This window comes from Leisingera sp. ANG-M6 (genome assembly GCF_000813905.1).
In the GTDB taxonomy this organism is placed as follows: Bacteria; Pseudomonadota; Alphaproteobacteria; order Rhodobacterales; family Rhodobacteraceae; genus Leisingera.
The window spans coordinates 1-24,309 of record NZ_JWLG01000025.1; the positions used below are offsets into that span (position 1 = coordinate 1).

Here is a 24,309-nt window from a genome sequence, read left to right on the forward strand (position 1 = left end):
CGCCCGGCTCTTGAGCCTGGAGAAGACCGAGCTGAAACGGATGGAGCATGACAGCCGCAAGCGCCACCTGAGCCGATTGCAAAACGGCGGGCGGGAGAGTTTCGAGACCTCCGACATCCACCTGGAGACGCTGCGGGCCCTGCGCGAGTTCAACAGCCACATCGCCGCCGTCGCCACCCCCGTGCTCTACCGCAACGGACAGCTGCTGGAGACACGCCTGATCGAGGAAATGCCTGAGCAGGATGAGGACGCCCTGGAAGAGACAAACCGCTGAGATGACCCGGGCCAAATTCCCTGGCCAAGGAATTTGCCAAAACTTTTCCGGAAAAGTTTTGCCCGGCCCGCAGGGGCGTTTGCGGGGCGGAACTGTTCAGAGCAGCACACTGCCGGACATCTCCGGGTAATCCTCCTTGTCCGGTGTCGCCAGATAGTTCCGCACTGTCGGGTCTATCCGGGTGCTCCGCACCGGATAGACGCCGCAGGCGGCAATCGCCTCGCGTGCCGAGACCCGTTCATCCAGCCGTTTCCAGATTGCCTTGGCCGCATAGGGCCGCGGGAAGGGGCGCCAGGCCAAACCCATTGTCATGCCGCGCAGGTACTTCAGCTGCTGCCGGTGGGCGGAAAACAGGATGGTCTGTGCCACGCTGCCTTCATGGGCGCGCTCATGCTCGGTGATGAACAGCCGGTTTCCACGCTGGGTCACCATGCCTTCGTAGCGCGAGATTTGCCGGATGCTCTGCTCTGGATCATGAGCGATTTCCAGGTTGCGCGACAGGATAAACCCATCCTTTTCGTAGAAACGGGTCAGGGAGCAGAAGATCCCCTCACCCCAGGAGGGCGTCCGGAAATAGGCATGATAAAAGCCCAGATAGCGCTTCAGATTGCGCTGCTGGCCGCGGAACGGCTCCAGGAAACTGTCGCTTGGACCCGGCGGTGACGAGCGCGCTGCATCGCTGAGCTGTGCCTCGAACTCCGCTTGCGGAGCAAACAGCCGCGCCTCCGGGATGTCGAAATAACGGGCAATCCGGCGCAAGTTGTGAGCCGCGGGCAGGCTGGAGCCGTTTAGGTAGCGGTTGAACTGCTGACGGTTGATTCCAACCTCGCGGCAGATCTGGGCAATGCTGCCGTGTTCGGCGCAGAGCGAACGCAGGTTTTCTGAAAAATTTTCGGACACCGCCCATTTCCCTTCGCAAAGTGACGCGGCTGTGATGCAAACCACGCCGCTTCGCGCATGTTTGCACAATTCCACGTTCCGCGAAACAGGCGTCTTCTGGTGCCAAGCCGTCTGAGCCAGGGGAACCCGAATACCAGCAAAAGGCCCGCCGGGGGCTGCCCCCGAGAGGTGCTTGCAGGCGGAGGAGCTCAGGCGGAGCTGATCTGATCCAAGGGAGGACACAATGAAGATCGAATGGACCAAGACGGCGCTAGGACGCCGCGGATTTCTGAAGGGCGCCACGGCGCTGGGGGCGGCGGCGGCGCTGCCGATGGGGCTGGGCGGCCGCGCCATGGCGGCAGAGGATGGCACCCTGCGGGTGCGCTCCTACGGCGACATGCAAAGCATCGACCCGGCGTTTTCCAAAGGCGTGATCGACGAGGAAATCCATGCCTCGATCTACAACAAGCTGATCCAGTACAAGCCGGGCCGCGAATGGGACTGGCAGATGGATGCCGCCGCGATGATCGAGCAGGGCGACGAGACCCACATCAAGTTCGCGCTGCGTGACGACATCGGATTCACCAACGGTTTTGGCGCGATGACCGCCGAAGACGTGAAATTCAGCTTTGAGCGAATCGTGGACGAGGCGACCGACAGCCCCAACAAACCCGACATGGGCCCGTTGAGTCACGTCGAAGTGACCGGCGAGCGGGAAGGCACCATCGTGCTGAAGGAACCCTTTGCGCCGCTGTGGTCCATTGCGCTGCCCTATATCACCGGCAACATCGTGTCGAAGAAGGCCTGGGAGGCCGCGGGCGGCAAGGCAACCACCGATCCGCTGGCGGAATCCGGCCCCTACCTGCGCGACAGCTGGTCGCCCAAGGAAAAGACCGTGCTGAAGCGCAACCCGAACTGGAAGGGCGAAGCTCCCGCTTGGGACACCATCGAGATTCTGCCGATCGACGACGAGAACACCGCCGAAATCGCGTTTGAAGCCGGGGAACTGGATTTCACCCGTGTCTCGCTGGGCTCTGTCGAACGTTACCGCGCTGGTGTGCCCAATGGCGGCACGCTGCTGGAGTACCCGTCGCTGTACTATGCATGGCTCGGCATGAACCTGGACCACCCCAAGCTGCAGAACAAGAAACTGCGTCAGGCGATCCAGCACGCGATTGATGTGCCCTCGGTCTTGGAAGCTGCCTATTTCGGTGCCGTGGAGCCCTCGACCGGCATCATCGCGCCGGGCCTGGCGGGCCACCGCCCGCAATCGCTGGTTCCACCGCAGGCCGATTTTGCCAAGGCGGCGGAGCTATTGGCAGAATCCGGTGAAACTAACGTCACCCTGAAGCTCGATACGCTGAACAAGACCACCTTCACCACCGCGGCCCAGGTGATCCAGGCGACGCTGGCGCAGATCGGCATCACGGTTGAGGTCAACGTGCTGGAATCCGGTGCCTTCTGGGCCAGCGCCGACAACGAGGATCTGCAGCTGGTGCTGAACCGCTACTCGATGACCCCGGACCCGTATTATGCGACCTCCTGGTTCACCACCGAACAGGTCGGCCACTGGAACTGGGAGCAGTTCAGCAACGACGAGTTCGACAAGATCCATGCCGAGGCCTCGCAGCTGACCGACCAGGCCAAACGAGACGAGATGTACCGGCGGGCACAGGATCTGATGGAGGAAAGCGGCGCCTACCGCTTCCTGACCCATGAGGCGACGCCGGTGATCCACTCGGCTGGCGTGGTGCCGGCGCTGCGGCCCGACGGGCTGGCACTGCTGCGCTACTTCGGCAAGGCCTGACACTCCCCGCAGGCCCGGTCCTCCCCCCGGGCCTGACCTGGCACGGCTGCAATATGCGGCGCAGCCGTGCCGTTTTCATCCGCACAGCGAAGACAAGGGAGCCATGCGGCCATGTTACTTTATGCAATCCGGCGGTTCGGGCTGGCACTGCTGATCCTGATCGTGGCGGTCACCGTCATGTTCCTGATGATCCGCGCCGTGCCCGGCGATCCGGTCCAGATCATGCTGGGCCCGCGCGCCACGCCAGAGCTGCAGGCGCGGCTGACGGCGGAACTGGCGCTGGACCAGCCTATCTGGAAACAGCTGCTGATCTTCTACGGCAACCTGATGCAAGGCGACCTGGGGATCGACGTGTTCTCGGGCCGCTCGGTGACGGCCATTGTCTTTGAACAGCTGCCGCACACCCTGTGGCTGATCCTGGGGTCAATCGCCTGGTCCGCCACTCTGGGCATCGCGCTTGGCGCCTATGCTGCCGCGCACCCCAATACGCTGATCGACAGGATTACCGCGGCCATTTCGGTGAGCTTCGTTGCCGCGCCCGCCTTTGTGGTCGCGCTGCTATCGCTGCTGATCTTTGCGGTGAACCTGCAATGGTTCCCGGCCATCGGCGCAGGCGAGGGTTTCTGGGGCCGCCTTGACCACCTGGTGCTGCCCGCCTTTGCCATCGGCCTCAGCTGGGTCGGCTATATCGCCCGGCTGGTGCGCGCCTCGATGCTGGAGGTAATGGGCGAGAGCCACATCCGCACCGCCCGCGCCTTTGGCATTCATGAACGCCGGGTGGTGATGGTCTATGCGCTGCGCATCGCCATCCTGCCGGTGGTCACGGTGATCGGCGTCGGCATGGGTTTCCTTTTGTCCTCTGCCGTCTTTGCCGAAATCGTCTTTGCCCGCCCCGGCCTTGGCAAGCTGGTTATCGACAGCATCACCACCCGCAACTACCCGATCGTGATGGGATCGGTGCTGATCTCGACCGGCCTGTTTGTGGTCTCCACCGCGCTGGCCGACCTGATTAACGCCTGGCTCGATCCCCGCGCCCGCACAGCAGCATAAGGAGGGCGTGAGATATGGCAAAATCCCGTTCCGAACTGGGCCAGATCATCCACGGCGTCGCCCGCGACCCGCTGGGGCTGATGGGGCTGATCATCGTCGGCACCATCGTGTTCTGCGCCATCTTTGCCTATTGGATCGTGCCCTTCGATCCGGTTGGCATGAACATCAAGGACCGGCTTCAGGGACCGTCATGGACCCATCTTCTGGGCACCGATCAGCTGGGCCGCGACACGTTTTCCCGCGTGATTGCGGGCGGCCAGGTGGCGCTGCAGGTTGCCCTGCCGGCTGTCTTCGGCGCCATGGCCATTGGCCTGACGCTGGGCATGATCGCTGGCTACGGGCCGAAATGGCTCGACAACCTCTTGATGCTGTTCTTTGACACCATCCGCTCCTTTCCCACCGTGATGTTTGCCCTGGCGGTGGTCGCGTTGGTGGGGCCAAGCCTGCAAACTGTGGTGTTTGTGGTGATGGCGACCTCGATCCCGACCTATGGCCGGGTGGCGCGGACCCAGACGCTGACCTTGCGCAATTCCGAGTTCATCCTGGCCGAACGCTCCATGGGTGCCAGCATGAAGCGTATTCTGGGCGTGCACATGCTGCCCAATATCGTCGGCGTTCTGGCGGTGCTGGCGGCGATGGACATTCCCACCGTGATCGCGCTGGAGGCGGGGCTGTCCTTCCTCGGCCTCGGGGTGAAACCGCCGACACCCAGCTGGGGCGCACTGCTGAAGGACGGCTATTCGCTGATCCGCCAAACCCCTTGGTTGGTGGTGGGCGGCGGGCTGCCGATCATCCTGGCAACCCTTGGCTTCACCTTCCTGGGCGAGTCCCTGCGCGACGTGGTTGACCCGAAATTGAGGAAACAGCGATGACTGAAAGCTTGTTGGAAATCGACCGCCTCAGCGTTGACTATGAGACCGCCCGCGGTGATCTGAAGGCCCTGCGCGATATCTCCTTTGATGTGCGCAAGGGCGAGATTGTCGGCATCGTCGGGGAATCGGGCTGCGGCAAGTCCACCCTGATCTCCTCGATCCTGCGATTGACGGCGCCGAACACCCGGTTCCGTCAGGGCGCGGTGCGGTTCAAGGGCGAAGACTTGCTGCAATTGCCCGAACGCAAGATGCGGAACTTGCGCGGCGCCGATATCTCCATCGTGTTTCAGGACCCGATGCAGACCCACAACCCGGTTCTGTCCATCGGCCAGCAGATGCTGGATATCCAGCACCGCTCCAAAGCGTCCAAGGCTGAAAAACGCGCCCGCGCAGCGCAGATGCTCGGCGCGGTGGGCATCCCTGACCCTGAGGCGCGGCTGGCGCAGTTTCCGCACGAATTCTCCGGCGGTATGCGCCAGCGCATCGCCATCGCCATGGCGCTGATGTCGGAACCGGACCTCTTGATCGCGGATGAGCCCACCACGGCGCTGGATGCCACGCTGGAGGTGCAGATTATCGAGCGGCTGCAGGAACTGCAGCAACAGTTCAACTGCGCCATCCTGTTCATCTCGCACCATCTGGGCGTCATTGCCGAACTCTGCGACCGGGTGGTTGTGATGTATGCGGGCGCCGTGGTCGAAAGCGGCGAGGTGCGCGAGATCTTCCACGACCCCAAGCACCCCTACACCCGCCGCCTGATCGACTGCGACCCCGGCCACATCAAGGAACGCGCCCGCGTGCTGCCGACGATCCCCGGAGAGGTGCCGGACCTCGCCAACCTGCCCGGCGGCTGCATCTTCCGCGACCGCTGCGACCAGGCGATGCCGCGCTGCACAGCAGAAGTCCCGCCGCTCGAACAGCTGAAAGACGGCCACCACGCCGCCTGCTGGCTGAATCACAAGGAGGCCGCAGAATGAGCCTGCTGGATGTCAAAAACCTGAAAACCAGCTATGGCCCGGTCAATGTGCTCGCCGGTGTCAGCTTCACCGTGGAGCCGGGCGAGACCTATGCGCTGGTGGGCGAGAGCGGGTCCGGCAAGACCACGGTAATCCGCGCGATTGCTGGTCTGGCCCCGGCGCAGGAAGGCTCGGTCAAATTCGAAGGGCGGGAGATCCGCGGCGCCTCGGAACGGGATATGCGCCCCCTGCGCAAGGACATCGCAATGATGTTCCAGGACCCGGTCGGCTCGCTGTCGCCGCGCCTGACGATCCGCAGCCTGATCACCGAACCCTATCGCATCCAGGGCATGAAGGACCGCGATCTGGACGCCGAGGCCAGGCGCCTGCTGGAGATGGTGAACCTGCCTGCGCATTTTGCCGACCGCTATCCCTATCAGCTGTCCGGAGGGCAGGCGCGGCGGGTGGGCGTGGCCCGCGCGCTGGCGCTGGAGCCGAAGCTGATTCTGGCGGATGAACCCACCGCGGGGCTCGACGTGTCGGTGCAGGGAGAGCTTCTGAACCTGATGAACGACCTGCGCGAACGGCTGGGGCTGGCGATGGTGATCATCACCCACAACCTGAACGTCGTGCGCCATGTGGCCGACCGGATGGGCATCATGTACCTTGGCCGGCTGGTCGAGGAAGGCACCACCGAGGCCATCTTCAAGGAGCCGCGCCATCCCTATACCCGCTGCCTCTTGTCCGCGAACCCGGAACCCGACCCCGACGCCCGGCTGGAGCGCATCGCGCTGAAAGGCGAGCCGCCCAGCCTGCTGCGCCGCCCCAAAGGCTGCGAATTCCGCGAACGCTGCCCGTTTGCCCAGGAGATCTGCATTCAAACCCCGCAATGGGAGGTCGCAAACGGCCACGGCCTGCGCTGCCTTGCCCCCTTGAGCTGACGGCCCTCTGCCCGAAACCCCTCAACACCTGAAAGACCATGACCAGCACATTGTATTTCAACGGCGTTGTCCTGACGATGGACGCGGCCAATTCCTGCGCCCAGGCGGTGCTGACCGAAGGCGAGAAAATCCGGGCAGCAGGCGCCGAAGCAGACCTGCGCGCGCAGATGCCTGCGGACACCGTCGAGGTGGATTTGCAGGGCCAGACCCTGATTCCCGCCTTCATCGACCCGCATGGTCATTTCCCCGACCCGGGGTTCATCCGATTGTTCCGTGTGAACCTGGCTTCTGCCCCCAGCGGCGACTGTCCGGACATCCCCACTGCGCTGGACCGGCTGCGGGCCAAGGCGGCCGAAACCCCTGCCGGGGAATGGGTGATGGGGGTGCTGTTCGACAATACCGCCATTGCCGAGGGCCGGATGCCGACCCGCGCCGAGCTGGACAGTGTCTCAACTGAGCACCCCGTCTGGGTGATCCACGCCTCCGGCCACAACGGCGCGGCAAACTCACTGGCACTGGAACGCCACGGTGTGAACCGCGACACGCCCGATCCCCTTGGCGGCCGCTTCGGCCGCGACCCGGAGACCCTCGCGCTGACCGGGCTGATCGAAGGTCTCTCGGCTATGGGGGAAATGGGCGATACCGATTTCCTGATCAACCGCGAACGGTTTTGGGCCGGGTTTAATAGCTGCCGCGACGAGTACTTGGCGTATGGCGTCACCTACGCCCAGAACGCCTGGGCCACACGGCAGATGCTGGAGCATTTCGCCTCGCTGCCTGCTGATCAGGATCCCGGCTACGACCTGATGCTGCTGCCGATCGGAGAACTAGAGCCGGAGCTGAGCCGCGGCCCCGATGCGCTGGACTGGCCCGGAAATCCGCATTTCACACTTGGCCCGCGCAAGCTGTTCACCGATGGGGCGTTCCAGTTGCAGACCGCATTGCTCAGCGCGCCTTATCACAAGCCGGTGGACCCGGCGCACCCCTGCGGGATGTCATACGCGGATGCCGCCGAACACCGGGCGGAGGTCCAAAAGCTGCACGACCTGGGTTTTCAAATCCACTGCCACTGCAACGGCGACGCAGGCGCGCAGATGTTCATTGATGCAGTGGCCGCCGCGCTGGAGGCCAACCCCCGCGAAGATCACCGCCACACCATCATCCACGGGCAAGCCTTGCGCGACGACCAATTGCAGCAGATGGCAAAGCTTGGCATCACCGTCAGCTTCTTCCCGGCGCATGTGCATTTCTGGGGCGACCGCCATTACGACACCTTCCTGGGGCCGGAGCGGGCAGAGCGGATTTCCCCCTGCGCCTCCGCTGAACGGTTTGGCGTGCGCTACACCATCCACAACGACGCCTCCGTAACGCCGACGCGACCCATCCACCTGGCCCATTGCGCGGTGAACCGGCTGACCGCCAGCGGGCGGCGGCTTGGTGAGGCACAGCGGATCAGCGCCCTGTCGGCCCTGCGCGCCCAGACCATCGACGCCGCTTGGCAAGTCTTCCAGGAAAACACCCGTGGCTCCATCGAACCGGGCAAGCTGGCGGATTTCGCGGTTCTGAACCGCAATCCGCTGGACGACCCGGACCAGATCGAGACCACCACAGTCACCCGCACCATCCGCCGCGGGCAGACCGTCTGGACGCAGGAGCAGTGACAATGCAGGCCAAACCGCGGATTGCCATTGCAGGCTTTCAGCATGAAACCAATTGCTTCGGCACCACCAAGGCCGGGCTGGCAGAATTCGAGATGGCGGATTCCTGGCCAGCCATGCTGCAAGGTGAGCAAGTGATCCGCGAAACCCGCGGCATGAACCTGCCCATCGCAGGCTTTGCCGAGGCCGCAGCGGGGGCCGGGATGGACCTCGTCCCCATCCTGTGGTGCGCAGCGGAGCCGTCAGCGCATGTCACCGATGAGGCCTTTGAAACCGTCTGTGCCAAAATTCTGGACGGCCTGCGCGCCGCAGGCCCGCTTGATGGCATTTTCCTGGAACTGCACGGCGCCATGGTGACCGAAAGCCACCCCGACGGCGAAGGGGAACTGCTAGACCGGGTGCGCGCCTGGGCCGGGCCGGATCTGCCCATCGTGGTCAGCCTCGACCTTCACGCCAATATCTCTGCGGCGTCGGTGGAACGGGCCGATTACATCGCAATCTACCGTACCTATCCGCATCTCGACATGGCGGAAACCGGCGCCCGCTGCGTGCCGGTGCTGCAGCACCTTTTGGCGGGTGACAGGCTGCACAAGGCATTCCGGCAGATGAACTGCCTGATCCCGCTGCATGCGCAATACACCACCGCCACACCTGCGCGGGAGCTTTATGCCGCGCTGCCTCCCCTGGAGCAGGCAGGGGTGCTGGCAGACATCGCTCTGGGGTTCACCGCAGCGGATTTCCCGGACACACGCCCCTCATGCGTGGCCTATGCCCGGACTTCTGGCGCCGCAGCACAAGCCGCGGACCATATCGCCAGGCTGTTTGCCGAACTGGAACCGCAGTTCAGCCACCCGATGCTGACGCCGCAGCAAGCTGCAGAGATTGCCTGCCAGCCGCACGCAGGCAAACCGGTTGTGCTGGCGGATGTGCAGGACAATCCGGGCGCAGGCGGCACCTCTGACACCACCGGACTGCTGTCGGCACTGGCACAGGCAGGCGCAAAAGGCGTTCTGATGGGACTGTTCCATGACCCCGCAACCGCCGCCGCGGCGCATGAAGCCGGGCAGGGCGGCATCTTCCGCACAGCACTTGGCGGACGCTCAGGCGCAGAAGGCGACCAGCCGTTTGAAGCAAAGTTCGAGGTTCTGGCACTTGGCGATGGCCGCTGCCGCTATAGCGGTGAGATGTATGGCGGCGGAGTAGCGGAGCTGGGTTCCGCAGCGGCGCTGCGGCTGCATGGGACAAGCGCAGACATCACCCTGGTTGTTACCAGCATCCGCAACCAATGCCTCGACTTGGCGCATTTCACCCATATCGGGCTGGCCCCGGCAGCCTTCAGCACGGTCTGCGTGAAAAGCACTGCCCATTTCCGCGCTGACTTCGAGCCCATAGCCAGCGCCGTTTTTCCGGTAGCGGCCCCGGGCGTGTTTCCCTGTGATCTGGGCGGGTTCCCGTACAAGAACCTGCACCCGGACGTCAGAACCATCCCTGCAAAGGGCTGACACCTGTTGCAGGGATGGTCTTTGCAGGCGGCCAGGGGAAACCGCCTGCGGGGAGGATCAGTCCTCGTCCTCGCCGTTCTGGTAGGGCACCACCAGCGTCGGGATCTGGGAGCGGCGCAGCACCCGTTTGGCCACAGTGCCCAGAAACGTATGGGAGAACCCGTGGTCATGGGCCCCCAGCACGATCAGGTCGCACCCTAACTCGACCGAACGGCGCAGGATCACCTCTGCCGGGTGGCCGTCGGTCACCTCGACAGAGGTGACCTGATCGCGGATCTTGGCCTCGTCGCCTTCAAAAGATGCCCAGAACCGCGCCTGCCGCTCGGCCAGCATCTGCTTGACCATCTCATGCCGCCGTTTGGCCGCGGATTTGCGGGTTTCATCGTTCAGCACGAACATCTCAAACGTGATGCGCGCATCCTCTGAGATCGGCTCATTCACATGCAGCACGTGGATCTCCGCTCCTGTCGCATGCGCCAGGCTGGCCGCATGGCGCAGCGCCAAGGTAGAGTTGTGCGACAGGTCGGTGGCAAACAGGATGTTTGTGATCATCGGTTTCATGCCAGTCTCCTTTCAGATCAGTAGCCGAACAGCCGCGGCAGCCACAGCGAGATTTCCGGGAAGAAGGCGATGATGAAGATCGCAATCGTGTTCACAGCCGCAAAGGGCAGGGCCCGCAGCGAAATCGTCTCAATCGAGATGTTCGAGATGCCAGAGGCAATGAACAGGTTCTCCCCCAAAGGCGGCGTCTGGAAGCCGATGCCCAAGGTGCAGACCATCACCACGCCAAAGTGGATCGGGTCGATGCCCACAGAATAGGCCACCGGCAGCATCACCGGCACCAGGATCAGGATGGTTGCCAGCGTCTCCATGAACATGCCGACAAAAAGCAGGAAGAAGATGATCAGCGCCCAGATCACATAGAGATTCTGAGTAAAGCTCAGCATGCTGTCAGCAATCATTGCCGGGATCTGGTTTTCCACCAGCAGGCGGCCGAACACCGTCGCCGTGAACAGGATCAGCAGCACCCGCCCTGTCAGCCAGGTCGTGGCCTCCAGCGATTGGAACAGCGACGACCAGGTCAGTTCGCGGTAAATGAAGACACCAATCACAAGGGTATAGAAGATCGCCACGATGGCCGCTTCGGTCGGGGTGAAGAAGCCAGTGTAGATACCGCCCAGGATTACCAGCGGCGCCATCAGCGACCAGAACCCGCGGTACATCTCACAGCCGACATTGCGGATCGACCACCCGTCGGCAGAACCCTTGTAGCCGCGCTTCTTCGACATGAAGAAGTTCAGGATCAAAAGGCTTGTGGCAATCAGGAAGGCTGGCACGAAACCTGCAATGAACAGTTTCGAGATCGACACTGACTGGAAGGTGCCGAATTTCTCAACCGCTTCCGGCGGCGGCGCCATGCCCAGGGCTGCGATACCAAAGATCACCATCGGGATCGACGGCGGGATGATGATGCCCAGACCGCCGGAGGACGCCGTGACCGCAGAAGCATAACCCTTCTCATAGCCCCGGTTGATCATTGCCGGGATCATCAGCATACCGACTGCCGCCGTGGTGGCAGGACCAGAGCCGGAGATTGCACCAAAGAACAGGCAGGCCATCACAGTGGCAGCGGAAATCCCGCCGGTGAACGGCCCAGCCAGGCTTTCGGCCACGTTAATGAGCCGTTTGGATATCCCCGCAGCCTCCATCAATGCGCCGGCCAGGATAAACGCGGGCAGCGCCATCAGCGGGAAGGAGCCGACAGAGGTAAAGGCGATCTGCACGAATTTGATCGGGTTTTCATCCAGATAGAGGAACGACAGCAGCGACGATACCCCCAGCGCGACGGTGATAGGCGCACCCAAAAGCAGCAGCAGCAGAAAGGATCCAAACAGGATCGTGACGATTTCGGTTTCCATAGTCCTGTCCCTTCCCGGTTACGTGCGCTTGTCCACGCCAGCGGCGGCCTTGATTTCATCAAGGTCGATCTGGTCTGGATCATGGATATCTTCGCCGCGGATCAGCTTGCGGTAATTCACCTGCAAAATGCGGATCGTCATCAGCGCAAAGGCAATGGGCAGCACCATGTAGATGTATTTCATCTCAATGCCCAAGGTCTGCGACTTCCAGAACTTGTTCATCTTGTTGAAGACGAAATCGGTGGCCAGCCACAGGAAATAGCAGTTGAAGAACAGCCAGAAGAGGTCGGCAAAGGCCTCAATGTACTTGATCCAGCCCGCAGGCAGGAACTTGAACTGGAAGGTGACCCGGTTATGCGCGCCTTTCAGCGCGGCATAGCTGGCACCAAAGTAGACGAACCAGACGAACATGTAGACCGACAGCTCTTCGATCCATGAAAACGAATGGCCGAACACCTCGCGCGAAACGATCTGCACAAACAGCAGAATGACAAAGCCGGACAGCAATATTCGGCAGATATAGCTTTCTATATTTTCCAGGAATTTCCAGAACATGATGCACTCCTCCCCTGTGCGAAGCAGCGCCGCGGCGCTGCTTCGTTATTTTTATAGGTCTGTCAGAGTCTTATTGAACCGGATCACGGCCAATGGTGGTCAGCACGGTGTTCAGCTTCTCGACACCGCCGATGGAGTCATAGAACTGCGGCCAGACTGCCTCGGTCGCCAGCTTGATAAACTCGGCTTCGTCGTTTGCCGGATCATCGATCTGCATGCCTTTGGCCAGCAGTTCTTCTTTGATCTGGGCCTCGATGTCGCGCAGGAACTGAGCCGACTTCACGGTCGCTTCCTTGCCCGCCTCGATCAGGATCTGCTGGTCTTCTTCGGACAGGTCCTGGAACACTGCCTCAGACACGATCAGCGGCTCGATCGAGAAGATGTAGCGCAGGTTGGTCACATATTCCTGCACTTCGTAGAACTTCATCGCGTTGATGGTGGTGTAGGGGTTGTCCTGGCCGTCAACAACCTTGGTCTGCAGGCCGGTGAAAGTCTCGGACCAGGCCATCGGAGTCGGGTTGATGCCCCAGGACTTGTAGGTCTCGATCATGATTTCGTTCTTGGGAACGCGGATGACCAGATCCTGCAGGTCAGCCACGGTGGTGACCGGCTTCTTGGAGTTGGTCAGACGGCGGAAGCCGGTGTAGGTCCAGGCCAGGATACGCACGCCGGCGTCCCGGATGGTGTTTTCGGTCAGCTCCTGGCCGATCGGGCCCTGGGTCAGCTTCTCCGCATCTTCCAGCGACAGGATCACATAAGGCAGGGTGAACACGCCGACGGTCGGCGAGAACGGCGTGACGTTGTTGATTGCCAGCAGCGACATGTCCAAGGTGCCGATTGCGGCCTCGTTCACGGTGTCCTGCTCAGAGCCCAACTGGCCGTTCAGGAACATGGTGCCGGTGTGCTTGCCGCCGGATTTTTCTTCCAGCGCCTCGATAAAGAACTTGCCGGTGCCTTCTTGCGAGCTGCCAGCGCCGTCACCCACGGCGATCTTGAAGTTCTTGGCGGAAACAGCGCCGGTGGTCAGCATTGCGGCAGCAGAAACGGCCGCAGTCAGCGTGCAGACCTTCTTGAGAAATGACATAACTTCCTCCCGTATTGTCATCTTGGGTCCCAAGGTCCGGGGCGGCGCGCCCTCCACAGCACATCTGCCAGCCGGTTCCAGCCTTGGTCTGCGGGAGGCTACATTGCGTTCTATGTTTCTAGAATGTAAACTATTGAGCTCAAGGTTTCACATTTATCGAACTTTAAAATGGCCCGCAAAACCCATCTCAAACATGTCGCAGACGCCGATCTGAAATTACTTCGCGTGTTCAAGGCAGTGGCCGAAAGTGGTGGTCTGGCTGCCGCCGAAAGCGAACTGAACATCGGCAAATCGACGATTTCCAAATACATTGCTGACCTTGAACTGCGGCTGGACCTGAAGCTTTGCAACCGGGGGCCTGCGGGGTTTTCCCTGACAGACGATGGCGCCAAGGTGCTGCGCTCCGCCGAAGGGCTGCTGATCTCTGTGGCGGATTTCCGCGCCGAGGTGAATGAAATCAAGCAGCAACTGGCCGGAACCATCCGGATTGCGCTGTTCGATCAATGCGCCTCAAATCCGGAAGCCTTCGTCCCGGGCGGCATCCGGGCCTTCAACAAAGCCGCCCCCGCGGTGGAAATCGATTTATCGTTGGAGCCGCCCAACGTGATCGAAACCAAGGTGATCAGCGGCCAGCTCGACATTGGCATTCTTGCGTTGCACCGGCCGTCCCCCAGCCTTGATTACATGCCGCTTTATGGTGAAAACATGTTCCTTTACTGCGGCAAGGGGCACCCGTTCATGGACCGCGACCTATCCGCTCTGAGCCTGTCGGATGTGCAGGCAATGAACTATGCGGGAATCCGGGTGAACTCCCCTAACTTGCATGTTGGTCAGACGTTGGGTTTCCGCCGCGCCGCGAAAGTGCAGAATGAACAGGCACTGGCGATCCTCATCATGTCCGGCAGCTATCTGGGGTTCCTCCCGGACCATATGGCCGAGGGTTATATCCGAAAAGGACTGATGAAAGCAGTGCTGCCCGAGGAGATCCGCTACCGCAGCCAATTTGCGGCTGTCACCCGCAGACGCCCTGCGGTGAACCGCATCACCAAGCTGTTTCTGGACACGCTGACCGCCGCTCACACCCTCCCGGCGGCCGATGCGCTACTTGCCCGGACCTGAGCCGAAACTGTTCAAATGATGTCCAGCGACACCTTGACCCGATCCATCACCACAGAAGATGTGAACCGGCTGACGTTGGATTCATCAAAGAAGTACTCCTGGGTGAAGGCTTCGTATTCCTTGATGTCTTTCACAATCACCATCAGAATAAAGTCCGCCTCTCCAGTGGTGTAGTAACACTGCTGCACCTGCGGCGCCTTGCGCATCTTGCGCTTAAAGGCATCCAGATGCATCCGGCTTTCACGCTCCAGCACAACCTGCACGATCACCGTCATCTCCCGGCCCATCTTGGACGGCGACAGGATCGCGATTTCCCTTTCGATCACCCCGGTGTCACGCAGCTTCTTCAGCCGTTTCTGCACCGCGGGCGCTGACAGGCCGACCTCCTGGCTGATCGCTTCAGCGGTCAGCTGGGCATTGGCCTGTATCAGCCTCAGAATTTCACGGTCTTTTTTGTCCATGAGTGATTTTTGGTTTGGTTTAACATGAATGACAACTTGAAAACCCGCCACGGGCCTTGCCGGCGGCCGGCTAAAGCGAACGTCTTGCGGATGCAAAACTACGGAATGTGAATATGTTCAGACCTGACAGTTTGCGTCATTCCCGCAGCGCATTTCCTGACTCAACGCACTAGCAGGGCCTTAAAAATAAGTGCTTCAGGCATCTTTCCGGCCGGATTGGCACACGATTCAAATTTGCGGCATCAAATACGCAAAGATTCCGGAAAACTTCATTTGCGGCCTATTTGCGGTACACACTTTATCAGGACTTTCCAGACTATGACTCCTTCAGGCCCCGGTGCGACCGGGCGCCGCAGACTGCAGGAGACCCTGGCCAATGCCCCGACTAACGAAACTGCCGCTGAAACTGAAACTGCCGCTGATCATGGTTGCGCTGACGGGTGTGTTTCTCGTCACCGTGTCCGTTCTGGTCTATTCCATGGCAGAGCGCAGCATCCGAGAAAACGCCTTTGCCGCCCAAAAGATCGAGGCCAAGTCCGGCGCCCAGGCACTTGGCTTCCTGATCAAGGCCGCGCGCTCCGACCTCTCCAGCCTGGCAGGGCAGCCTGCGGTGTTCCGCGCCATCAGCAATTTCGAGCGGGTGATCGGCATGGTTGAGGAAGACGACCCCGTCGCCTATCTGAAACAGACCTACGCCGCCGGAAACCCCAACGCTGCGGACCAGCGGGAGGAGCTGACAGATGCGGGCGACGGTTCCTACTACAACCAGTCGCATGTCACCTATCACCCCACTTTCCTGCAAAGCCTGCGCCTCAACGGTTATCAGGACCTGTATCTGATCACCCCCGCCGGGCAGGTGGTCTATTCGGTGAAAAAACAGGACGATTTCATGACCGGTGTTCAGGAAGCGCCTGACAGCGGTCTGTCGCAGGTGTTCCAGGCAGCGCTGGAGGCAGAAGCAGGCACAATCGCGGTGGCAGATTTTTCCGCTTACAGCCACAGTCCGGACGCCGCAGCCTTCATGGCCGCACCAGTGTTTGCCAAGAACGGTAAAATCGCCGGGGTGATTGCCATCCAGCTCGGCACCGATGGCGTCGTCAAGGCGCTGACCAGCAACCTGTCCGGCGGCACCCATCAGAACATCTATGTGGTTAGCAGCGACGGTGTAGCCCGCAGCCCGTCCTCCGTTGTGGGCCTGTTTCCGGCACTGCAGAAACTTACGGGATCACCGCAGATCGAGGCCGCCAAGTCGCGCGAGGCAGGCCAGTTCGAAGGTGTCGCCTCCTCAATGGGCGGACGCGCCATTGCGCAGGTAATGCCGCTGGACCTGCCCGGATTCGACTGGTCGCTGGTGCTGGAAACCGACGAACATACCGCCTTTGCCGTTGTCGAGCGTATCCGCCTGATTGCGGCTGCCATGATCGGCGCGGCGCTATTGGCCGCGATCGGTGTTTCCTGGCTGGCGGCGCGCAGCGTCACCCGTCCGATCCACGCTCTGCGCGAAGCCACCAATGCGCTGGCCGATGCAGATTACAATTCTGAAATCCAGGGCCTCGCCCGCGGTGATGAGCTTGGCGATCTGGCCCGCAGCCTCGACACCTTCCGCGGCAAGCTGAAGGACGCCGATGAGGCCGCAGCCCGCGAAGTAGAGGCTGCCCGCCATACCGCCGCCGTGGTCGAAAGCATGAGCGCGGCCCTGTCGGAACTGCAGCGCGGCAACCTGGCCTGCGACATCCAGGCGCCATTCGACGGGCATTACGAAACCCTGCGGGAAAACTTCAACCGCAGCCTGGAGCGCCTGCGCAGCTCTATGGGCGAGGTTGTCGATGCTGCAGAAAACGTCGGCCGTTTCTCAGAAGAACAGCGCGGCGCAGCAACTGAGATGGCGCATCGCACCGAGAGCCAGGCAGCGACACTGGAAGAAACCGCAGGCGCCATCCGCGAGCTGACCGGTGGCATCCGCAATACCGCCGACCGGGCAGGCCGGATGGACGAGACTATGCGCGGCGCCCGCAGCGAGGCAGAGCAAAGCACCGATGTAGTAACCTCGGCGGTGGCGGCAATGGATCAGATTCAGGAAGCCTCGGCGGAGATTTCCAAGATCATCAACATGATCGACGACATTGCCTTCCAGACCAACCTTCTGGCGCTGAACGCGGGCGTCGAAGCCGCCCGAGCGGGTCCCGCCGGGGCAGGCTTTGCCGTGGTCGCCTCTGAAGTGCGCGCACTGGCGCAACGCGCCTCCAATGCCGCAGGGCAGATCAAGGGGCTGACCTCCGCCAGTGAGGAGCACGTTGCCAATGGCGTTGCCATGGTGGGCCGCGCAGGCGATGCGCTGACCAGCATCATCGAGCAGGTCTCAGCCGTTTCCGGGCTGGTGACTGAAATCGCTGACGGCGTCCGCATCCAGTCCGAAGGGTTGGAGAAAATCGACGGCGCCATGCATCAGCTGGACAATATGACCCAGCAGAACGCAGCCATGTCCGAAGAAGCCGCGGCAGCCAGCCAGCTCTTGCAGAATGAATCACAAAGCCTGACGGATGTTGTTGGCCGCTTTGACCTGGGCGGCAGCGGTTCAGCACCAGCCCAAGAGTTCGCCAGAGAACCGCACCGAATGAGCGCTTGAACATAGTTCCCCGGCATCAGCCGGGGGAAATTCACAATGCGGGGAAACGGATCTAACTTAACATAAGTCTCATTACATGCCGCTTACCTAGACCCCCAGGAACCGGTCCGCAATATCCGCAGGCAGCTCACCTATCCGGCCTTCCCAGGCGTTGCTGCCCTTGTTCAGTATAACCGCGCGGTCGGCGACGGCGGAAAGCTCCTTCAGCGACTTGTCCACCACCAGGATCGACAGACCCGCCTCGCGCTTCAGCCGGGCAATGGCGGCCCAGATTTCTTGCCGCACCACCGGCGCCAAGCCTTCGGTTGCCTCATCCAGGATCAGCAGCCGCGGATTGGTCATCAGGGCGCGGCCAATGGTCAGCATCTGCTGCTCCCCGCCCGACAACGACCCGGCAGCCTGCGTCCGGCGCTCCTCCAGCCGCGGAAACAGCTCTGCCACCTTGGCCATATCCCAAGGGCCGGGACAGGCCGCGGCAATCAGGTTCTCCTCCACCGTCAGCGGCGCGAAACAGCGCCGGCCTTCCGGCACCAGACCAACTCCCAGCCGGGCGATCTTGTGCGACGGCAGCTGGCGCAGGTCGTGGCCGTCGAACGTCAGCTCCCCCTTGGAGGCCGCCAGCATCCCGCAAATCGTCTTGATGGTGGTGGATTTGCCCATGCCGTTGCGGCCCATCAGCGCCACCACCTCGCCCTCGCCGATCTCCAGGCTGACGCCGAACAGCGCCTGCGCCGGTCCGTAGGAGGCCTCAACCCCTTGCAATAACAGCAGGCTCATGCGGCATCCTCCTCTCCCAGATAGGCGCGGCGCACCTCGGCATTGGCGCGGATCTCGTCCGCGGTGCCGGTGGCGATGATCTGGCCGTAGACCAGCACGCTGATCCGGTCCGCCAGGGCAAAGACCGCATCCATGTCGTGCTCCACCAGCAGAATCGGAGCCTCTTGCCGCAAGCCATCCAGGAACCCGGTCAGCGCCTTGGACCCGGCAGTGCCCAGGCCCGCCATCGGCTCATCCATCAGAAACAGCTTCGGTTTCAGCGTCAGCGCCACCGCCACCTCCAGCTGGCGGCGCTGGCCGTGCGACAGATCCGCGGTACGGCGGTTGGCATCCTGCGTCAGCCCGACCCGCTCCAGCGCGTCGCGCGCCTGCTCCAGCAGTTCCGGGTCCTTCATCACATTGCGGAAAAAATGGAAGACCCGGCCCCGCCCGCCAAGCGCGCCCAGCACCGCGTTTTGCAGCACCGTGTATTCCATCGCCAGTGCGGAGATCTGGAACGTCCGCCCCAGCCCCATCCGCGCCCGCGCCACCGTATCCAGCGCGGTCACATCCTGCCCCAGCAGCTCGACCGTGCCGCTGTCCGGCACTAGGTTGCCCGCGATCTGCTTGATCAGAGTGGACTTGCCCGCCCCGTTCGGCCCGATCAGCGCGTGAATTTCTCCGGACCGCAGGTCCAGGGAAACATCGCTGCTTGCTTTCAGCGCGCCAAAGCACTTGTTGAGCCTATCGGTTTTCAGAACCACATCAGCCATGTGCCTTCTCCCGTCCAGCCAGCGCTCCAATCAACCCGCCGCGGGCAAAGAGCACGATGAGCAGCAGAAGCACGCCTAGGAAAATCTGCCAGTAATCGCTGATCCCGCCCAGAAGATGCTCCAGCAGAATATAAAGCGCGGCACCGGCAACCGGACCGTAAAGCCGCCCGACCCCGCCGAGGATCACAAAGATCATGATCTCGCCGCTGGTGTGCCAGCTGAGCATGGTCGGGCTGACGAACCGGTTCAAATCGGCAAACAGCGCCCCCGCCAGCCCGGTGATGGCGCCGGAAATCACAAAGGCCGTCAGCCGTAAGACGAACGGTGTGAGGCCCACCGCCTGCACCCGGTCCTCATTCTGCCGCGCCGCCGCCAGAGCCAGCCCGAAGGGTGAGCGCGCCAGCCGCGCCGCGAAAACCAGCGCCAGGCAGAGGATGACATAGGCAATGGCAAAGAACTGGATCGGATCCAGGGTGTTGAGACCTGGGAATTCATTCCGCACCCAGATCGACAGCCCGTCCTCGCCGCCATAGGCACTCCAGCTGATTGCGAAGTAATAGAGCATCTGCCCGAAGGCGAGGGTGATCATGATGAAATATACGCCCGAAGTGCGCAAAGACAGCGCGCCGATCACCAGCGCCGCAAGCGCGCTGAACACTACCGCCACCAGCCAGATCAGCGGCATCTGGTTGCTGCCCTCAAACAGGAACGGCCACTCAAACAGCGGCTCATAGTTCTGGGCATGGGCGGCCAGAATGCCCATGGCATAGCCGCCGATTCCGAAAAACGCCGCATGGCCCAGGCTGATCAGCCCGCCAAGCCCTAGGGCAATGTTCAGCCCAACCCCGGCCAGCGCCAGGATCGCGGCCTTGGTCGCCAGCGTAATGATGAACGGCTCATCCAGGCTCCAGGCGGCCAGCGGCACGACCAGCAGCGCCGCAATCATCGCCCAATTGAGCAGGCTCTCGCGCGTCAGCATCATGCGCTCCCTCCATAAAGGCCAGAGGGGCGCACCAAGAGGATCGCCGCCATCAGGATATAGATCAGCATCGAGGCCAGCGACGCCCCGGCAGAGGCCGCACTGGCCGGGTCCATGAAGACTGCAAACAGCTGCGGCAGGAACACACCGCCCAGCGTATCGGTCATCCCCACCAGAAGCGCCCCGGCCAACGCGCCTTTGATGGAGCCGATGCCGCCGATCACGATCACCACAAAGGCCAGGATCAGCACCGGCTCGCCCATGCCGACCTGCACCGACTGGATCGCGCCGACCAGCGCGCCTGCCAGCCCGGCCAGCGCCGCGCCGAGCGCAAATACCAGCGTGTAGAGCTTGGAAATATCAACGCCAAGCGCGGCAATCATCTCCCGGTCGGCCTCGCCCGCCCGGATCTGGATGCCGATGCGCGTGCGCGCAATCAGCAGGAACAGCCCGGCGGCAATGGCCAAGCCGATCAAGATGATCGTCAGCCGGTACAGCGGATATTGAATACCCCCCGGCAGGCTCACCGGCCCCGACAGGTAGGACGGCACGTCCAGGAACAGCGGGAAAGAACCGAACAGCCAGCGTGTGCCCTCAGAGAAAATCAGGATCAGCGCAAAGGTCGCCAGCACCTGGTCCAGATGGTCGCGCCGGTAGAGGCGCCGGATCACCACCAGCTCCATCAGCGCGCCGGCCGCCGCGGCGGCGGCCAGGCTTGCAATCAGCGCCAGCAGGAACGATCCGGTCCAGCCCGCCACTGCCGCGGCGGCAAAGGCGCCAACCATATAGAGCGAGCCATGGGCCAGGTTGATCAGCCCCATCACCCCGAACACCAGCGTCAGCCCGGCTGCCATTAGAAACAGCATCATCCCGAGCTGGAGCCCATTCAGGATCTGCTCCAGAACTAGAATATACGTCATTTGATTTTCCGAAGGGGAAGTCTTGCCGTGTGCGGGGGCACCTCAGGCGCCCCCGTCCGGGTCAGGTCTTACATCTTGCACTCGGCCGCGTAGGCGTCGGCGTGATCGCTCAGGCCGGTGGCGATGATCTTGTTGGTGAAGACGTCGCCTTCCTTGATCACCTCACGCACATAGATGTCCTGGATCGGGTGGTGGTTGTCGCCGAATTTGAAATCACCGCGAACCGATGCGAACTCCGCCGCTTTCAGCGCCGCTCGGAAGCTGTCCTGATCAGACACCTCCGCCTTGTCCAGCGCGCTCAGGATCAGGTTGGCAGTGTCAAAGCCCTGGCTAGCATAAAGCGACGGCAGGCGGTCGTATTTCTCCTGGAAGGACACAACAAATTCAGCGTTGGCCTCATTGTCGATGTCCTTGTTCCACTGCGAGGTGTTCTTCACCCCCAGCGCCGCGTCGCCCACCGCCTGCAGGATGCCCTGGTCAAAGGAGAACGCCGGTCCCACCACCGGCAGGTCCACGCCGCTGCCCGCATATTGCTTGAGGAAGGAAATCCCCATGCCGCCGGGCAGGAAGAAATAGACCGAGTCGGCTCCGGACGCCCGGATCTGCGCGATTTCGGCGGCATAATCGGTCTGACCCAGCTTGGTGTAGATCTCACCCGCCAGTTCGCCGCCATACATCCGCTTGTAGCCGGTCAGAGCGTCCTGCCCCGCCGGGTAGTTCGGCGCCAGGATGAAGCTGTTCTTCAGCCCTGCCTCGTTGGCATAGGCGCCCGCGGCCTCGTGCAGGTTGTCGTTCTGCCAGGCGACGTTGAAGTAATTCGGATGGCAGCGCTTGCCCGCCAGCGCCGAGGGGCCGGCGTTCGGCGACAGGTAGAACACGTTCTGCGCGGTTGCCGCAGGCACCACCGCCATCGCAAGGTTCGACCAGATGATGCCGGTCAGGATGTCCACCTTCTCGGACTGTATCATCCGGTCGGCGATCTGCACCGCCACGTCGGGCTTGCGCTGATCGTCCTCAATCACCACCTCGACACCCTCGCGGCCATCCTGTTCGATCGCCAGCATGAAACCGTCGCGTACATCCACGCCCAGCCCGGCGCCGCCGCCGGACAATGTGGTGATCATACCGATCTTGGTATCCGCCTGGGCTGCAACAGCCAGCGCCGGAATCGCAGCCGCCATTGCAAGCATCCGAATGGTCTTCATTACGTCTTTCCTCCCAGAATATGACCGGCCCTTGGGGGCCTGGGTTCTTGATCAAATGCTTGCGACTTTAACGCCGCCCCGGCAGAAGCCAAGACCCGCCACAGCCGGCATCGTCGCGGCTGATCTTGCGCCAGCCCTCGGGATCAGCCTACGCAGGCTTGAATATATATTTCAAGCATAAAATATATAGGGCAATATTGTTGCCCGAATTGCTGCAACTGCATGATAATGGCCTTGCTGCAGATGCGAGGGGCCGGCCCCTCGCGCTCCCCGGGGTACTGGTCACCAGAAAGAAGCAGCAGGTTCTCAGGCTGAAAAGCCTTGTCCGAAGCAACCTGCCAGATGATCAATCAGTGCCCGGATCCGCACCGTCAGGTGGCGGCTGGAGGGATAAACGGCGTAAAGCGTTGCCGGGTCAGTTTCCTGTTGTTCGAAAAGCACTTGCAGCCTGCCGTCGCGCAGGAACGGCAGCGCGGTGTAATGCGGGCAGCGGGCAATGCCGAGCCCGCTGGCGGCCATATGCGCCACCGCCCGGGGGGAGTTGGCGCGGAAGCTGCCGCTGACGGTGACGGTCCGTTGCGCAGCACCCTGGCCAAAGACCCAGGCATCGGGCTGCGGCGAGGTCATCTGCAGCAGGCAATTGTGGGTGGCCAGCGCCTCCGGCTCGGCCGGTTCGCCATGCGTGGCCAGATAGCCGGGCGAGGCCACCACCACCAGCCGCATGCCGCACAGCTTGCGGGCGACCAGCGTCGAATCCTTCAGGGCGCCAAAACGCACAGCCAGATCCACCCCCTCCTCCAGCATCGGCAGATGCCGGTCGGACAGCACCAGCTCCACCAACACCTTGGGGTGCGCCTGCTGGAACGGCTGCAGTGCCTCCACCAGTTCCCGGCTGCCGAAACCAGTAGGCGCGGTGATGCGGATCGGGCCTGCCAGCTCCTGCTGGCGCAGCTGCACCACGTCCTCCAGCTCGTCGAATTGATCCAGCAAAGGCAGGCACCGCTCCAGATAGGCCCGCCCGGTATCGGTCAGCGTCACCTTGCGGGTGGTGCGATTGAGCAGCTGCGCGCCCAGCTGCTCCTCCAGCCGGGCGACATACTTGCTGGCCAGCTTGGTGCTGATCCCCAGCTGCCGTGCGCCGGAAGTAAAGGAGCTTTGCGCCGCCACGGCGGCAAAGGCGCGCATGCAGTCCAGCTTGTCCATCCCAGGGCCTCCGGCATCAGTTATGAACGATATATACATAATCATTCCATGAATTGGAATATTATCGCCATGCTAGGCACGGTGTATCTACCGGGTGTCTTCAGAAACCAGCGGCCCCTGCCGCAGCAAAGGACCCCAGACATGGCACATCAGATCCGCATCCACAGCTTTCCCCTCTCCGGCCACGCCCACCGGGTGGAGCTGTTTGCCAGCCTCACCGGCCTCGCCCATGAGGTTGTGAACGTCGACCTCGCCGCTGGCGAGCACAAACAGCCGCCCTTCCTGGCGCTGAACCCCGCAGGCCAGGTGCCGGTGATCGAGGACGGTGAAACCGTCATCAGCGATTCCAACGCCATCCTGGTCTACCTCGCCCGCAAATACGCGCCGTCCTGGCTGCCCTCCGATCCGGTCCAAGAGGCCGAGGTGCAGAAGTTTCTGACCCTTGCGGCAGGCGAGATTGCCTTTGGCCCGGCGGCGGCGCGGCTGATCAACGTCTTCAATGCGCCGCTGGATGCAGACTTCTGCGCAACCGTTGCGGCCCGTGTGCTGGGCAAGATCGACGCCCATATGGAGGGCCGCAGCTTCCTGGTCGGCGACACCCCCACCATCGCTGACGTGGCAGCATACTCCTACATCGCCCACGCGCCGGAGGGCGGCATCTCGCTGGAGCCTTACCCCAACGTCCGCGCCCTGCTGGCAAACATCGAAGCTTTGAAAGGCTTCAAGCCGATGCCCGCAACCAAGGTTGGGCTGGCTGCCTGATCCCGCCG

Annotated in this window: 22 protein-coding genes and 1 pseudogene; 11 read left to right on the forward strand and 12 right to left on the reverse strand. The window is 62.2% G+C overall.

What is annotated here, in order from left to right; translation table 11 throughout:
* Positions 1-274, forward strand: a pseudogene (locus RA24_RS19500) (Na/Pi cotransporter family protein); the annotation flags it as partial.
* Between the two features lie 96 nt (positions 275-370).
* Here the strand turns inward: RA24_RS19500 and RA24_RS19505 are convergent.
* The gene (locus RA24_RS19505; RefSeq protein WP_019294588.1) at positions 371-1,174 is read right to left on the reverse strand and encodes a helix-turn-helix transcriptional regulator; all 804 of its coding nucleotides are present in this window, start codon (positions 1,172-1,174) and stop codon (positions 371-373) included.
* 223 nt (positions 1,175-1,397) lie between these two features.
* Between RA24_RS19505 and RA24_RS19510 the strand changes: the two genes are divergently transcribed.
* The 7 genes from RA24_RS19510 (at position 1,398) to RA24_RS19540 (ending at position 9,939) form a co-directional block, all read left to right on the forward strand.
* Positions 1,398-2,960 (forward strand): ABC transporter substrate-binding protein, encoded by a 1,563-nt coding sequence (locus tag RA24_RS19510; protein ID WP_019294589.1) that lies wholly within the window; start codon positions 1,398-1,400, stop codon positions 2,958-2,960.
* A 111-nt stretch (positions 2,961-3,071) separates the two neighbouring features.
* Positions 3,072-4,010 carry an ABC transporter permease gene (locus tag RA24_RS19515; protein ID WP_019294590.1) on the forward strand — a complete coding sequence of 313 codons (939 nt, stop codon included), beginning with the start codon at positions 3,072-3,074 and terminating at the stop codon, positions 4,008-4,010.
* Positions 4,011-4,024: 14 nt separating this feature from the next.
* Positions 4,025-4,882, forward strand: coding sequence for an ABC transporter permease (locus RA24_RS19520; RefSeq protein WP_019294591.1), 858 nt, complete (start codon positions 4,025-4,027; stop codon positions 4,880-4,882).
* Positions 4,879-5,859, forward strand: a complete 981-nt coding sequence (locus tag RA24_RS19525) for an ABC transporter ATP-binding protein (RefSeq protein WP_039193720.1) — start codon at positions 4,879-4,881, stop codon at positions 5,857-5,859. The genes RA24_RS19520 and RA24_RS19525 overlap by 4 nt, the downstream gene beginning before the upstream one ends.
* The gene (locus RA24_RS19530; RefSeq protein WP_039174132.1) at positions 5,856-6,779 is read left to right on the forward strand and encodes an oligopeptide/dipeptide ABC transporter ATP-binding protein; all 924 of its coding nucleotides are present in this window, start codon (positions 5,856-5,858) and stop codon (positions 6,777-6,779) included. The genes RA24_RS19525 and RA24_RS19530 overlap by 4 nt, the downstream gene beginning before the upstream one ends.
* A 38-nt stretch (positions 6,780-6,817) precedes the next feature.
* The gene (locus tag RA24_RS19535) at positions 6,818-8,440 is read left to right on the forward strand and encodes an amidohydrolase (protein WP_039193722.1); all 1,623 of its coding nucleotides are present in this window, start codon (positions 6,818-6,820) and stop codon (positions 8,438-8,440) included.
* Between the two features lie 2 nt (positions 8,441-8,442).
* On the forward strand, positions 8,443-9,939 hold the full coding sequence (locus tag RA24_RS19540) for a M81 family metallopeptidase (RefSeq protein ID WP_039193725.1): 1,497 nt from the start codon (positions 8,443-8,445) through the stop codon (positions 9,937-9,939).
* A 57-nt stretch (positions 9,940-9,996) separates the two neighbouring features.
* Here RA24_RS19540 and RA24_RS19545 read toward each other — a convergent pair whose 3' ends face one another.
* From RA24_RS19545 to RA24_RS19560, 4 genes are all read right to left on the reverse strand, one after another.
* Entirely contained in the window at positions 9,997-10,500 is a 504-nt protein-coding gene (locus tag RA24_RS19545) for a universal stress protein (protein ID WP_019294596.1), read from the reverse strand.
* 17 nt (positions 10,501-10,517) lie between these two features.
* Positions 10,518-11,858 carry a TRAP transporter large permease gene (locus RA24_RS19550; protein ID WP_019294597.1) on the reverse strand — a complete coding sequence of 447 codons (1,341 nt, stop codon included), beginning with the start codon at positions 11,856-11,858 and terminating at the stop codon, positions 10,518-10,520.
* An 18-nt stretch (positions 11,859-11,876) separates the two neighbouring features.
* Complete coding sequence (locus tag RA24_RS19555; RefSeq protein WP_019294598.1) at positions 11,877-12,413, reverse strand: TRAP transporter small permease; 537 nt, start codon at positions 12,411-12,413, stop codon at positions 11,877-11,879.
* 70 nt (positions 12,414-12,483) lie between these two features.
* A complete protein-coding gene (locus tag RA24_RS19560; protein WP_019294599.1) occupies positions 12,484-13,497 on the reverse strand; it encodes a TRAP transporter substrate-binding protein in 1,014 nt (337 codons plus the stop codon).
* Positions 13,498-13,665: 168 nt separating this feature from the next.
* On the opposite strand from RA24_RS19560, the gene RA24_RS19565 reads away from it, so the two are divergent.
* Positions 13,666-14,616, forward strand: coding sequence for a LysR family transcriptional regulator (locus RA24_RS19565; protein ID WP_039174125.1), 951 nt, complete (start codon positions 13,666-13,668; stop codon positions 14,614-14,616).
* 11 nt (positions 14,617-14,627) lie between these two features.
* Here RA24_RS19565 and RA24_RS19570 read toward each other — a convergent pair whose 3' ends face one another.
* Positions 14,628-15,077: an Lrp/AsnC family transcriptional regulator gene (locus RA24_RS19570; protein ID WP_019294601.1), complete on the reverse strand. Its 450-nt coding sequence runs from the start codon at positions 15,075-15,077 to the stop codon at positions 14,628-14,630.
* A gap of 376 nt (positions 15,078-15,453) precedes the next feature.
* On the opposite strand from RA24_RS19570, the gene RA24_RS19575 reads away from it, so the two are divergent.
* Entirely contained in the window at positions 15,454-17,703 is a 2,250-nt protein-coding gene (locus tag RA24_RS19575; protein ID WP_039193729.1) for a methyl-accepting chemotaxis protein, read from the forward strand.
* Between the two features lie 87 nt (positions 17,704-17,790).
* On the opposite strand, the gene RA24_RS19580 is transcribed toward RA24_RS19575, so the two are convergent.
* From RA24_RS19580 to RA24_RS19605, 6 genes are all read right to left on the reverse strand, one after another.
* Positions 17,791-18,480, reverse strand: coding sequence for an ABC transporter ATP-binding protein (locus tag RA24_RS19580; protein WP_039193732.1), 690 nt, complete (start codon positions 18,478-18,480; stop codon positions 17,791-17,793).
* Entirely contained in the window at positions 18,477-19,232 is a 756-nt protein-coding gene (locus tag RA24_RS19585; RefSeq protein WP_019294604.1) for an ABC transporter ATP-binding protein, read from the reverse strand. Before RA24_RS19585 ends, RA24_RS19580 begins: the two co-directional genes overlap by 4 nt.
* The gene (locus tag RA24_RS19590; protein ID WP_019294605.1) at positions 19,225-20,214 is read right to left on the reverse strand and encodes a branched-chain amino acid ABC transporter permease; all 990 of its coding nucleotides are present in this window, start codon (positions 20,212-20,214) and stop codon (positions 19,225-19,227) included. Before RA24_RS19590 ends, RA24_RS19585 begins: the two co-directional genes overlap by 8 nt.
* Positions 20,211-21,131: a branched-chain amino acid ABC transporter permease gene (locus RA24_RS19595; RefSeq protein WP_019294606.1), complete on the reverse strand. Its 921-nt coding sequence runs from the start codon at positions 21,129-21,131 to the stop codon at positions 20,211-20,213. The genes RA24_RS19590 and RA24_RS19595 overlap by 4 nt, the downstream gene beginning before the upstream one ends.
* A gap of 68 nt (positions 21,132-21,199) precedes the next feature.
* A complete protein-coding gene (locus RA24_RS19600; RefSeq protein WP_039193734.1) occupies positions 21,200-22,336 on the reverse strand; it encodes an ABC transporter substrate-binding protein in 1,137 nt (378 codons plus the stop codon).
* Positions 22,337-22,642: 306 nt separating this feature from the next.
* Positions 22,643-23,539, reverse strand: a complete 897-nt coding sequence (locus RA24_RS19605) for a LysR family transcriptional regulator (RefSeq protein WP_039193736.1) — start codon at positions 23,537-23,539, stop codon at positions 22,643-22,645.
* A 141-nt stretch (positions 23,540-23,680) separates the two neighbouring features.
* On the opposite strand from RA24_RS19605, the gene RA24_RS19610 reads away from it, so the two are divergent.
* Positions 23,681-24,301 (forward strand): glutathione S-transferase family protein, encoded by a 621-nt coding sequence (locus RA24_RS19610; protein ID WP_039148419.1) that lies wholly within the window; start codon positions 23,681-23,683, stop codon positions 24,299-24,301.
* Positions 24,302-24,309: the final 8 nt, after the last annotated feature.

Excerpts from the sequence above, each read along its gene's own strand:
- RA24_RS19510 (WP_019294589.1), top strand. The coding sequence starts at position 1,398 with ATGAAGATCGAATGGACCAAGACGGCGCTAGGACGCCGCGGATTTCTG.
- RA24_RS19515 (WP_019294590.1), top strand. The coding sequence starts at position 3,072 with ATGTTACTTTATGCAATCCGGCGGTTCGGGCTGGCACTGCTGATCCTG.
- RA24_RS19520 (WP_019294591.1), top strand. The coding sequence starts at position 4,025 with ATGGCAAAATCCCGTTCCGAACTGGGCCAGATCATCCACGGCGTCGCC.
- RA24_RS19525 (WP_039193720.1), top strand. The coding sequence starts at position 4,879 with ATGACTGAAAGCTTGTTGGAAATCGACCGCCTCAGCGTTGACTATGAG.
- RA24_RS19530 (WP_039174132.1), top strand. The coding sequence starts at position 5,856 with ATGAGCCTGCTGGATGTCAAAAACCTGAAAACCAGCTATGGCCCGGTC.
- RA24_RS19535 (WP_039193722.1), top strand. The coding sequence starts at position 6,818 with ATGACCAGCACATTGTATTTCAACGGCGTTGTCCTGACGATGGACGCG.
- RA24_RS19540 (WP_039193725.1), top strand. The coding sequence starts at position 8,443 with ATGCAGGCCAAACCGCGGATTGCCATTGCAGGCTTTCAGCATGAAACC.
- RA24_RS19545 (WP_019294596.1), bottom strand. The coding sequence starts at position 10,500 with ATGAAACCGATGATCACAAACATCCTGTTTGCCACCGACCTGTCGCAC.
- RA24_RS19550 (WP_019294597.1), bottom strand. The coding sequence starts at position 11,858 with ATGGAAACCGAAATCGTCACGATCCTGTTTGGATCCTTTCTGCTGCTG.
- RA24_RS19555 (WP_019294598.1), bottom strand. The coding sequence starts at position 12,413 with ATGTTCTGGAAATTCCTGGAAAATATAGAAAGCTATATCTGCCGAATA.
- RA24_RS19560 (WP_019294599.1), bottom strand. The coding sequence starts at position 13,497 with ATGTCATTTCTCAAGAAGGTCTGCACGCTGACTGCGGCCGTTTCTGCT.
- RA24_RS19565 (WP_039174125.1), top strand. The coding sequence starts at position 13,666 with ATGGCCCGCAAAACCCATCTCAAACATGTCGCAGACGCCGATCTGAAA.
- RA24_RS19570 (WP_019294601.1), bottom strand. The coding sequence starts at position 15,077 with ATGGACAAAAAAGACCGTGAAATTCTGAGGCTGATACAGGCCAATGCC.
- RA24_RS19575 (WP_039193729.1), top strand. The coding sequence starts at position 15,454 with ATGCCCCGACTAACGAAACTGCCGCTGAAACTGAAACTGCCGCTGATC.
- RA24_RS19580 (WP_039193732.1), bottom strand. The coding sequence starts at position 18,480 with ATGAGCCTGCTGTTATTGCAAGGGGTTGAGGCCTCCTACGGACCGGCG.
- RA24_RS19585 (WP_019294604.1), bottom strand. The coding sequence starts at position 19,232 with ATGGCTGATGTGGTTCTGAAAACCGATAGGCTCAACAAGTGCTTTGGC.
- RA24_RS19590 (WP_019294605.1), bottom strand. The coding sequence starts at position 20,214 with ATGATGCTGACGCGCGAGAGCCTGCTCAATTGGGCGATGATTGCGGCG.
- RA24_RS19595 (WP_019294606.1), bottom strand. The coding sequence starts at position 21,131 with ATGACGTATATTCTAGTTCTGGAGCAGATCCTGAATGGGCTCCAGCTC.
- RA24_RS19600 (WP_039193734.1), bottom strand. The coding sequence starts at position 22,336 with ATGAAGACCATTCGGATGCTTGCAATGGCGGCTGCGATTCCGGCGCTG.
- RA24_RS19605 (WP_039193736.1), bottom strand. The coding sequence starts at position 23,539 with ATGGACAAGCTGGACTGCATGCGCGCCTTTGCCGCCGTGGCGGCGCAA.
- RA24_RS19610 (WP_039148419.1), top strand. The coding sequence starts at position 23,681 with ATGGCACATCAGATCCGCATCCACAGCTTTCCCCTCTCCGGCCACGCC.